Source organism: Pseudomonas agarici (assembly GCF_001543125.1).
Classification (GTDB): domain Bacteria; phylum Pseudomonadota; class Gammaproteobacteria; order Pseudomonadales; family Pseudomonadaceae; genus Aquipseudomonas; species Aquipseudomonas agarici.
Genome location: NZ_CP014135.1, coordinates 2,959,943 through 2,971,980, shown reverse-complemented (window position 1 = coordinate 2,971,980; position 12,038 = coordinate 2,959,943). Strand labels below are relative to the sequence as shown.

General features: G+C 63.7%; 2 protein-coding genes. Both read left to right on the top strand.

The features are described from left to right. A partial coding sequence (locus AWM79_RS12925; RefSeq protein WP_156430175.1) for a non-ribosomal peptide synthetase occupies positions 1–4,070 on the top strand: 4,070 nt, incomplete at its 5' end. Position 4,071: 1 nt separating this feature from the next. After that, positions 4,072–11,973, top strand: a complete 7,902-nt coding sequence (locus AWM79_RS12920) for a non-ribosomal peptide synthetase (RefSeq protein ID WP_060783020.1) — start codon at positions 4,072–4,074, stop codon at positions 11,971–11,973. Positions 11,974–12,038 lie beyond the last annotated feature (65 nt).

Below are 12,038 nucleotides of genomic sequence, written 5' to 3'. Positions count from 1 at the left end.
TCTATGTATTGGACGACAGCGGCCAACCGGCCCCGATCGGCGTGGTGGGCGAATTGGTGATCGGCGGCGAGTTGTTGGCGCGGGGCTATTTCGGTCGGGCGCGGTTGAGCGCCGAGCGCTTCCTGCCGGACCCGTTCTACGGCAGCGGTGCCCGGTTGTACCGTACCGGCGATCTGGCGCGGTTCAATGCCGAGGGGGTGTTGGAGTACGCCGGACGGATCGACCATCAGGTGAAGATCCGTGGCTTTCGTATCGAACTGGGCGAGATCGAAGCGCGCCTGCTGGAGCAGGAGGCGGTACGCGAGGCCATCGTGCTGGCGGTGCCGGGCAGCAGTGGCCTGCAACTGTCGGCCTATGTGGTGCCGACGCAACGCTCGGTGAGTCAGGCCGGGCCGGCGGAGCAGGCGGCTGTGCGCGAGCGGATGCGTGCCCGGCTCAAGGACAGCCTGCCGGACTATATGGTACCGACGCACGTGCTGTTCCTTGAGGGATTGCCGTTGAGCCCGAATGGCAAGCTGGACCGCAAGGCCCTGCCACTGCCGGATGCTAGCCAGGCGCAACAGGCTTTTGTCGCTCCGGTCACGGCGCTGGAACAGCAGATCGCGGCGATCTGGCAGGCGGTGCTGAAGGTCGAGCGAGTCGGGCTGAACGACAACTTCTTCGAGCTGGGCGGCCATTCTCTGCTGGCTACCCAGGTTATCTCCCGTGCAAGGAAAGCCCTGGCGCTCGATGTTCCCCTGCGTGCGTTGTTCGAGCACAGCGTGCTGAGCGATTTCGTCAAGGCCCTGGGGCAGGAGGCTGGGCATGTTGAACCGCCGTTGCTGCCGGTCGACCGCGAACAACCGCTTGAGCTGTCGTTTGCCCAGGAACGTCAATGGTTCCTCTGGCGTCTCGATCCCCAGAGCAGCGCGTATCACATTCCGAGCGCATTGCGCCTGCACGGCCAACTGGATCTGCCGGCCCTGGTACGCAGTGTCGATACCCTTTGCGCCCGTCACGAAAGCCTGCGCACCACGTTTGTCCAGGAAGGAGAGCGGGTCTTTCAACGGATTCGACCGCAAGCGCGGATAACCATTGAGCGTCATCATCTGGAGCCGACAGCGGACGCGTCGTTACGTGAATCACGCATCCTGGCGTTCGTCGAAGCCCAGACGCAGAGGCTGTTCGATCTGCAACAAGAGCCGCTGATGCGCGTGCAGCTGCTGCATGTCACGCCCGAGGAACAGGTGCTGGTGCTGACCCAGCACCATATCATTTCCGATGGCTGGTCGATGGCGATCCTGGTGGAAGAGCTTATTGCACTCTATACCGCCTACAGCCTGGGAGAGACGCCCAAGTTGCCCGCACTGCCGATCCAGTACGCCGACTATGCGCACTGGCAACGCCAATGGCTGGCGGCGGGAGCGCGCGCACGACAATTGGACTACTGGACCGGCCAACTGGGGGGTGAACAACCGATCCTCGAGTTGCCCGCCGATCGGCCACGCCCCGCCGTGCAAAGTCACCGTGGCGCGAGTTTCGATATCGCCTTGCCGACCGAATTGGCGTCGGCCCTGAAAGACCTGGCCCGACGTGAGCAGGCGAGCTTGTTCATGGTCTTGCTGGCATCGTTCCAGGCTCTGCTGCATCGCTATAGCGGTCAAGCGGACATCCGCGTCGGTGTGCCGATTGCCAACCGCAACCGGATCGAGACCGAGCGTGTGATCGGTTTCTTCGTCAACACCCAGGTCCTGCGGGCTCGGGTCGAGGGGCAGTTGTCGTTCGCTGGGTTGCTGCGCGCGGTGCGCGAGGTGGCGATACAGGCCCAAGCCCATCAGGACCTGCCATTCGAGCAGTTGGTCGAAGCCCTGCACCCACAACGCAGCTTGAGCCACAGCCCGCTGTTCCAGGTGATGTACAACCATCAGAACGAAACCCGGCAGGGCCAGGATCAATGGGCCTTGCCAGGGCTGCGGGTCGAAGGGCTGGTATGGGACAACCCCAGTTCACCGTTTGATCTGACCCTGGATACCTTCGACACCGCGCAAGGCCTCTTCGCGACACTGACCTACGCCACCGATCTGTTCGACCGCGGGACTATCGAGCGCATGGCCGGCCACTGGCTGAATCTGCTGCGCTCGGTTGCCACGGATGCGACACGCTGCATCGGCGAGCTGGACTTGCTGACCCCGGCGCAGACGAGCCGTTTGCAAGGCTGGAGTGCCGACGGTGTCAGCTATCCGTTCGAGCGTTGCGTGCATCAGCGTATCCAGGCGCATGCCGAGCGCTCGCCCGAAGCGGTGGCGTTGCTGTTTGGCGAGCAGCAAATGACCTATGGCGAGCTGGAAGCGCGGGCCAACCAATTGGCGCACAGGCTGCGGGCGGAGGGCGTCGGTCCGGAGGTGCTGGTGGCAATCGCCCTGGAGCGCAGCCTGGAGATGGTGGTTGGCCTGCTGGCCATCCTCAAAGCAGGTGCAGCCTACGTCCCCCTGGACCCTGAATACCCCGGCGAACGATTGGCGTACCTGATGCAGGATTCGGGGGTTGCCCTGTTGCTGACGGATTCAGCATTGGCCGCACGCTTGCCAGTGCCGGCGCACCTGCGTTGCCTGCTGCTGGACCAGCTCGATCTGGCTGGGCTGCCCCGCAGCGCGCCGCCGTTGCAGCCGGACCCGCGAAGTCTGGCCTATGTCATCTACACCTCGGGCTCCACTGGGCAGCCCAAGGGCGTGATGGTGGCCCATGGTCCGCTGGCCATGCACTGTCTGGCGATTGGCGAGCGTTATGCCATGAGCGAACGGGACTGCGAGCTGCATTTCATGTCCTTCGCTTTCGACGGTGCCCATGAACGCTGGCTAACCACCTTGATCCACGGTGGCCGCCTGCTGATCCGCGACGCGCATTTGTGGACCCCGGAACAGACCTACCGGGCCCTGCATCGCCATGGCGTGACAGTCGCGGCATTTCCCCCCGCATACCTGCAACAACTGGCCGAGCATGCCGCCCTGGACGGCAATCCACCGCCCGTGCGCATCTACTGCTTTGGTGGCGACGCGGTACCTCAGGCAAGTTTCGAGCTGGCCATGCAGGCACTGAAACCACAGTTCATCATCAATGGCTATGGCCCAACGGAAACCGTGGTGACCCCGCTGATCTGGAAAGCGGCTCGGGGCGTGCAGTGCGATGCGGCCTATGCGCCGATTGGCAATCGGGTCGGCGATCGCAGCGTTGCGGTACTCGACGCCCACCTGCAACGCGTGCCCCAGGGGCATGAGGGGGAGTTGTACCTGGGCGGCGAGGGTGTGGCACGGGGTTACTTGAAGCGTCCTGGCCTGACCGCCGAACGTTTCGTCCCTGATCCCTTCGCCTCGGGAGGGCGGCTGTATCGTAGCGGCGACGTGGTGCGCCAGCGGGCGGATGGGGTGATCGACTACCTCGGTCGTATCGACCATCAGGTCAAGGTGCGCGGTTTCCGGATCGAGTTGGGCGAGATCGAGGCCCGGCTGCAAGAACATCCGGCCGTGCGCGAGGCGGTGGTATTAGCCCGGCAAGGGCAGTCGGGAGTCCAACTGGTGGGCTATCTGGTGCCGGTCGATGCGGCGGCTGGGGGCGATCCGCTGCTGACCCAGGAGCGCCTGCGCGACGAGATCAATCAGCGGCTCAGGGACGTGCTGCCGGGCTACATGATTCCAACCTATCTGCTGTTCCTCCAGGCCATGCCCTTGACGCCTAACGGCAAGCTGGATCGCAAGGCCTTGCCCAAGGTCGACGGCAGCTTGATGCAACGCCGCTTCGTGGTGCCGACCGGCGAACTGGAATGTACGCTGGCCGGAATCTGGCGGAGCGTACTGAAACTTGAGCAAGTCGGTCGCAACGACAACTTCTTCGAACTGGGCGGGCATTCATTGCTGGCGACTCAGGCGACGGCCATGGCCCAGATGCAATTGGGGTCCGAGGTGCCGTTGGAGCTGATCTTCAAGGCCGGCACCCTGCATGAGTATGCCACTGCCCTGGCGGGGTGCCTGAATACCCATTCGGCGCAGGACCTTAGCGACATGCATGACTTTCTTACCGAGCTGGAGACGAATTGAGATGGCCGAATTGGACAACCTTGCGCTGGTTCAGCGTTTCATTCGCCTGCCTCTGGCGCAACGCCAAGTCTTTCTCGAACGGCTCGCCGGCAAGGGCATGAGCCTGAGTCACCTGCCGATTCCAGCCATGGCCCATGAATTCGAACCGATACCGCTGTCCTATGCCCAACAACGGCAATGGTTTCTCTGGCAGCTCGACCCAGACAGCGCCGCCTATCACATTCCCAGTGCCTTGCGCCTGCGTGGCTCGCTGGACCTCGCTGCGCTTGAGCAGGCTTTTAACGACTTGATCGTGCGCCATGCCAGTTTGCGCACGCGGTTCGAGCAGGCCGGCGAGCAGGCGGTTCAGGTGATCGAGCCCGAAGTCCGCCTGCGGTTGAACGTCCAGGTACTTGAACCGCAGCCCGATGAAGCCCGGTGCCACCAGCGGATCGAGGCTTTCATCCAGGCACGCAGCTCGCAGTTGTTCGACTTGCGGCTGGCGCCCTTGCTGCGTGCCGACGTGCTGCAGATTGCAGCGGGCGATCATGTGCTGGTCATGACCCTGCACCATATCATCGCCGACGGCGTGTCGATGCGGGTGCTGGTGGACGAACTGATCCAGGGCTATCTGGCGCGTATCCAGAGCCATGCGCCACAGTGGCCGGTCCTGCCGATCCAGTACGCCGACTACGCTATCTGGCAACGACAATGGATGGAGGCCGGTGAGCGCGCACGGCAACTGGCGTACTGGCAGGATCAATTGGGCGACGAGCATCCACTTCTGCAATTGCCCACGGATTTTGCCCGTCCCGCCGAACAGAGTCATCGCGGTGCCCGGCTGGAGCTGGAGTTGCCGCTGGCCAAGGCCCAGGCCCTCAAGCGGTTGGCCCGTAGCGAAGGCGTGACGCCGTTCATGGTGCTGCTGGCATCGTTCCAGTTCCTGTTGTACCGCTACAGCGGGCAAGCGGATATCCGCGTTGGCGTACCGATCGCCAACCGGCAGCGACTCGAAACCGAAGGGCTGATCGGTTTCTTCATCAATACCCAGGTGCTGGCCGCGAAGATCGAAGGTCATCTGCGCTTCGTCGACCTGTTGCAGCAGGTCAAGCAGACGGCGCTGGGCGCGCAGGCTCACCAAGACCTGCCGTTCGAGCAACTGGTCGAGGCGTTGCAGCCGCAACGCAGTCTGAGCCACGGTCCACTGTTTCAAGTGATGCTCAATCACCAGAGCGACACAGGACAGGCGCAGCTACCCGCCGGCCTGGCGTTGCAGATCGAGCACCTGGCCTGCGACGACGCCAGCAGCAAGTTCGACCTTACGCTGGAAACGGTCGAGCACGCAGAAGGACTTTCGGCAAACTTCATCTATGCCACCGATCTGTTCCGTGCCGCGACGATCGAGCGCCTGGCCGCCGACTGGCAAGGGTTGCTGGATACCCTGATTGCCGAGCCGACTCTCCATTTGGGCGAGGTTGTAACGGGGGCGCGAGATAAGCCGGTCACGGATTTTGCCGTAGCCTTCGACGGCGCACCGACAGCCGGCGTGCAGACATTGTTCGAGCGTCAGGCCGCCCGGAATCCCGAGGCGATTGCAGTGGTCTGCGGCGACCGGAAAATCAACTATGGCGAGCTTGAGCGCTGGGCCAATCGCCTGGCCGCCCGACTGCTCGCGCAAGGCGTCGGGCCTGAGGTGGGCGTGGGCATTGCGGCGGCGCGCTCGATCGAATTGATTGTCGCCATGCTGGCGGTGCTCAAGGCGGGCGGCTGCTACCTTGCCCTGGATGTGACGACGCCCATCGAGCGCCAGCAGCAATTGCTGGCGGACAGTGGCATCGGCCTGTTGCTCAGCGATGCGCAACTGTGCCAGCGGCCAGCCTTGAGCGGCCCGTTCAGCCTGCTCGAACTGGATGCCTGCGAGCCATGGGCCGCGGACCAGCAGCAGGCCCCTGAAGTGGCCAGCGCCGGGCAAAACATTGCCTACCTGATCTACACCTCAGGCTCCACCGGGCGTCCCAAGGGCGTGATGGTCAGCCACGCTGCGTTGCTCAACTATGTCCAGGCGCTGTTGCAGCGGGTGTCGCTGGAGGACGTTCGCAGTCTGGCCATGGTTTCCACCGTGGCCGCCGACCTGGGTTACACGCAACTCTTCGCCGCCCTGTGCTCGGGGCGCACGTTGCATCTGATCGACACTGATCTGGCCATGGATGCCGAGGGCTTTGCCGCCTATATGAGCGCCCATGCGGTCGACGCCCTGAAGATTGTTCCCTCGCATCTGTCGGCGTTGCTCAAGGCGCGCAACCCGAGCCAGGTGCTGCCGCGTCGCTGTTTGATCCTGGGGGGGGAAGCCTGCCCGGCGCAACTGCTGGACAGCGTGCACACGCTGATGCCGCACTGCCGGGTGTTCAACCACTATGGCCCGAGTGAAACCACCATCGGTGTGCTGGCAACCGCGTTGGATCTGGACCGTTCGCCGATCCGCGCGCCGTTGGGGCATCCGCTGGCCAACATCCGGGTCCATTTGCTCGACGCCGACTTGCAACCGGTGATCGAAGGTGTGCCGGGAGAGTTGCAGATTGCCGGTGCCGGATTGGCTCGTGGTTATCTGCGGCAGCCGGGCCTGACGGCGCAGCGCTTCGTTCCCGATCCGTCCGGCGAGGGTGGGCGTCTGTACCGCAGTGGCGACCGCGGGCGTTTGACGGACGAGGGCATCGAGTACCTTGGGCGTATCGACGATCAGGTAAAGATTCGCGGTTATCGCGTCGAGCCGGGTGAAGTGGCCGCCGCCCTGCGTCGCCTGCCGGCGCTGGTGGAGGCGGCGGTGCTTGCCGTACCAGGACGGGTCGGCAAGCAGTTGGTCGCCTACGCGGTTCCAGGCGATGGCACGCTGCTGAGCGCCGATCCGCAAGTTCAGGCGCGGCACTGCAACGAGCTTTTGTTGCAACTGCGCGCCTACTTGCCGGACTACATGATTCCGGCGCACCTGGTGCTGGTGCCAGGTCTGCCCCTCAATGCCAACGGCAAGCTGGACCGCAAGGCCCTGCCGGCTGTCCCGAGCGGTCAGGGGCCGATCTTTATCGCGCCACACAGTGCGCTTGAACAGCGGATTGCAGCCATCTGGCAAGACGTCCTCAAGCTTGAGCAAGTCGGCCTGACCGACAATTTTTTCGAGCTGGGCGGCGATTCGATCATTTCCATCCAGGTCGTCAGCCGGGCGCGCCAGGCGGGTATCCGTTTCACTCCTAAGCAGTTGTTCCAGCACCAGACCGTCCAGGGATTGGCGACAATTGCCCAGGAGGGCGCGGACCTGCCGGCTATCGATCAGGGCGCGGTGAGCGGTGAGTTGCCGCTGTTGCCGATTCAGCAGGCGTTCTTCGAGCGGGTGATTGCCGAACGGCACCACTGGAACCAGTCGGTGTTGCTGCAATCGAGCAGGGTTCTGGATCCAGTGCTTCTGGAGCAGGCCTTGCAGGCCCTGATCATCCACCACGATGCCTTGCGTCAATCGTTCAGCGAGCAGCCGCAGGGCTGGCGCGCCAGGTACCGCAGCGTCGCTGAACAGCGCTGCTGTTGGGACGATGCCCCGGTATTGGCGCAGGTGCATGGCGTGGCACCGTCGATGATCGAAACGCTTGGCCTGCAAGTCCAGCGCAGCCTCGAACTGGGCGATGGGCCGCTGGTCAAGGCGTTGTTGATGGCGCTGGAGGACGGCAGCCAGCGTCTGTTGCTGGTGATTCACCATCTGGTGGTGGATGGCGTGTCCTGGCGGATTCTGTTTGAGGATCTGCAACGCGCCTACCAGCAGTTGGCCAACGGGCAGCCGGTGGCGCTGCCGGCCAAGACCACTTCCGTCAAGGCCTGGGCGAAGCGTCTGCAAGATTATGCGCAAGGCCCGGCCAAGGAGCAGCTGGCATTCTGGCAGGCGCGGTTGCAACATGCACCGGCGGACTTGCCGGGTATGCGGTTGGCGAGCGAGCCGTGTAACGATCAAAGCATCACGGTTTATACGCGTCTTGCCGCCGGCTTGACCCGGCAACTGCTGCAGCAGGCTCCGGCGGCCTACCGCACTCAGGTCAACGATTTGCTGCTGACCGCACTGGCGCGGGTGATCGCCAGGTGGACTGGCGAGTCGGCGGTGTTGATCCAGCTCGAAGGCCATGGCCGCGAAGAGCTGTTCGATGAGGTCGACCTGACGCGCACCGTCGGCTGGTTCAGCAGCAAGTATCCGGTCCGGCTGGACCCGGGCGGGGATTTCCCCGAAGCGATCAAGACGATCAAGGAGCAGTTGCGTGCTGCGCCCGCGAAGGGCATCGGTTTTGGCCTGCTCCGCTACCTGGGCGATGCACCGACCAGGGCTGCGCTGGCAGCACTGGCGGAGCCACGCATCACGTTCAATTACCTTGGGCAGTTCGACGGCAGTTTTGCCGAAGACGAACGGGCGCTGTTCTCGCCCGCCAGCGAATCGGCGGGTGCCGAGCAGAGCGGATTGGCGCCCTTGGGCAATTGGTTGACCTTGAACGGCCAGGTGTTTGCCGGCGAGCTCAGCCTGGGCTGGACGTTCAGCGCGCAGCGCTTTGCCCCTGAACTTATCCAGCGCCTGGCGGATGACTATGCCGCTGAGCTTGCCGCGCTGGTGGCGCATTGCTGTCTGGCGAGCAGCCACGGCGTCACCCCAGCGGACTTCCCATTGGCGCGCCTGACCCAAGAACAACTGGACAGCCTGGCCCTGGAGGCCGCATCCGTCGAGGATTTGTTCCCCCTCGCGCCGATGCAGCAGGGCATGTTGTTCCATAGCCTGTACGAGCAGGCGGCTGGCGATTACATCAATCAGTTGCGGGTCGATGTCGCTGGCCTGGACCCCGAGCGCTTCATTGCTGCCTGGCAATCGGTGGTTGACCGTCATGAAGTCCTGCGCAGTGGCTTCCTCTGGGAAGGCCGGCTCGATCAGCCGCTGCAAGTGGTCCACAAGCACTGCAGTGTGCCGTTCAGCGTGCTTGACTGGCGGAGCGATGGCGCCCGGATGGCCGGTCTCGACCGTCTGGCGAACGAGGAGCTCAAGCGGGGCTTCAACTTGAGCGAAGCGCCCTTGTTGCGAGTCTATCTGGTGCAGACCGAGGACACGCATCACCACCTGATCTATACCCACCACCACATCCTGATGGATGGCTGGAGCAGTTCCCGGTTGCTTGGCGAGGTGTTGCAGGCCTATGCCGGCCAGCCTCTGGGGCGGGCAGCGGTGCGTTACCGGGACTATATCGCCTGGTTGCAGGCCCAGGATCAGCAGGCCAGCAAGGACTACTGGCTGGAACACCTGCGTGGCCTGGAGGCGCCTACCCGTTTGGCGCATGCGCTGGCAACGCCGGCAGGCGACACAGACGGATACGCCGATCATCACCAGGTGTTCGATAGCCGCTGGACGCAGGCGCTGGGTGACTTCGCCCGGCAGCAGAAAGTCACCGTCAATACCGTTCTGCAAGCCGCCTGGCTGCTGCTGTTGCAACGCTACACCGGCCAGCGGGCGGTGAGCTTCGGTGCCACGGTTGCCGGTCGTCCGGCTGAGCTCAGGGGGGTGGAGGAGCAGATCGGTCTGTTTATCAATACCTTGCCGGTCATCGCCAGCCCATGTGCTGAGCAGACAGTGGCTGATTGGTTGCAGGACGTACAGGCGCAGAACATTGCATTGCGCGAGCAGGAGCATACGCCGCTGTTCGAGATTCAGCGCTGGGCCGGATACGGTGGGGAGGCCCTGTTCGATTCGATCCTGGTGTTCGAAAACTACCCGGTGTCCGAAGCCTTGCAGCAGGGCGCGCCCGAGGCGTTGCAGTTCGGTCCGGTGAACAGCCATGAACAGAGCAACTATCCGTTGACCCTGACGGTCAGTCTGAGTGACACCCTGGCGTTGCATTATCGCTATGTCCGGGCACAGTTCGCCGAGGCGTCGATCCGCGCGATCAGCCAGCACCTGGATACTCTGCTGAGCCTGATGCAGCAAGATGTGCGGCGTCCGCTTGGGGAACTCGGGCTGCTGTCGGCGGACGAGCGCCGGTTGCAGCTTGAGGCATGGAACGCCAACGAGCTGGCTTATCCGCGTGAGCTGTGCATTCACCAGCAGATCGATGCCCAGGCGAGCAGCCAGCCACAGGCCATCGCCCTGACGGTCGGCGCGCAGCACTGGAGCTACGAACAACTGAACCGGCGGGCCAACCAGTTGGCCCATCGCCTGATCGAGTCGGGCGTCGGCCCGGAGGTCCGGGTCGGCGTGGCGATGAGCCGTTCGGCGCAGATGGTGGTGGCCTTGCTGGCCGTGCTCAAGGCCGGCGGCACCTATGTGCCGCTGGACCCGGACTATCCGGCCGAGCGCGTGGCCTACATGCTCGAAGATAGCGGTGCCAAGGTGCTGTTGACCGAGCGCGAGCTGCTGGCGGGGCTGACGGTCCCGCAGGCTGAGATACTGGTGCTGGAGGCCACGGGCACGGCGTTCGCGGAGTACCCGGCGCAGACGCCAGACAGTGCCGTGACGGCGCAGAACCTGGCGTATGTGATCTACACCTCCGGGTCCACGGGCCAGCCCAAGGGCGTGGCGATTACACATCGCAACGTGGCGGCGCTGATCCAGTGGTCGCGGCAGGTGTATAGCCAGGACGACCTGCAAGGTGTCCTGGCCTCGACCTCGATCTGTTTCGACCTGTCGGTCTGGGAGTTGTTCGTGACCCTGGCCAGGGGCGGTTCGATCATCCTTGCGCGTAATGCCCTGGAACTGCCGGATCTACCGGCTCGCGACCAGGTGCGGCTGATCAACACGGTACCCTCGGCCATAGCCGCACTGCAGCGTGCGGGACAGATTCCGGCGAGCGTGCGGATCATCAACCTGGCCGGCGAACCGCTTAAGCAAGCGCTGGTGGATTCGTTGTACGGGCTGGCGTCGGTCGAGCATGTCTACGACCTGTACGGCCCGTCGGAAGACACCACCTACTCGACCTGGACCCGACGTGAAGCCGGTGGCCTGGCGAACATTGGCCGCCCCCTGGCCAATACGCAAAGCTACCTGCTCGACAGCCAGTTGCAACCGGTGCCGCCAGGTGTGGCGGCGGAGCTGTACCTGGCGGGCGCGGGGATTACCCGTGGCTACCTGTTCCGCCCAGGGCTGACGGCGGAGAAGTTCGTGCCCAATCCGTTCGGCGAGAGCGGCGAGCGCTTGTATCGCACGGGCGATCTGTGCCGTTACCGGCGCGACGGTGTGCTGGAGTACGTAGGGCGGCTCGACCATCAGGTGAAGGTTCGTGGTTTTCGTATTGAGTTGGGAGAGATCGAGGCGCGGTTGCTGGCGCAGGGGCAGTTGCAGGAAGTGGCGGTGCTGGCGGTAGAGGGTGGGGCGGGTTCGCAGTTGGTGGCTTATGCGGTGCCGCTGGCGGGGCGGGTGGATGGCGAGTCGGCGCAGGTGTTGCGCGAAACGCTCAAGGGTGCCCTGCGCGCGAGTCTGCCGGATTACATGGTGCCGGCGCACTGGCTGTTTCTTGAGGCCTTGCCGCTAACGCCCAATGGCAAGCTGGACCGCAAGGCGCTACCAGGTGTCGATGAAACATTTGTCCGGCGCGCCTGGCGGGCTCCGCAAGGCGAGCTCGAAGGCGAAGTGGCGCTGATCTGGCAGGACGTCTTGCAAGTGGAACGCGTCGGTCTTGACGATAATTTCTTCGATCTGGGTGGGCATTCGTTGCTGGCTACCCAGGTCATTGTCCGGTTGCGCAACCAGTTGCGGGCCGAGGTACCACTCAAGTCGCTGTTCGAAACCCATGACCTGCAAGCCTTTTGCCGCTGCGTCGAAACGCACCGCACGGTGCACCAATCCCTGGATGAAGAATTGGCTAAATCCTTGGAGGCTCTCAAACGTTTATCAAGCAATGAGCTGGAGAAACTAATTTCTTAGTGGCCTATACGGTGAGTTCGTTAGCTCAAGTTCGGATGTCACCAACCCATGGCCAAGGCGCTGTG

Bases quoted from the DNA above. Each gene is read 5' to 3' on its own strand.
- AWM79_RS12920 (WP_060783020.1), top strand. From the start codon at position 4,072: ATGGCCGAATTGGACAACCTTGCGCTGGTTCAGCGTTTCATTCGCCTG.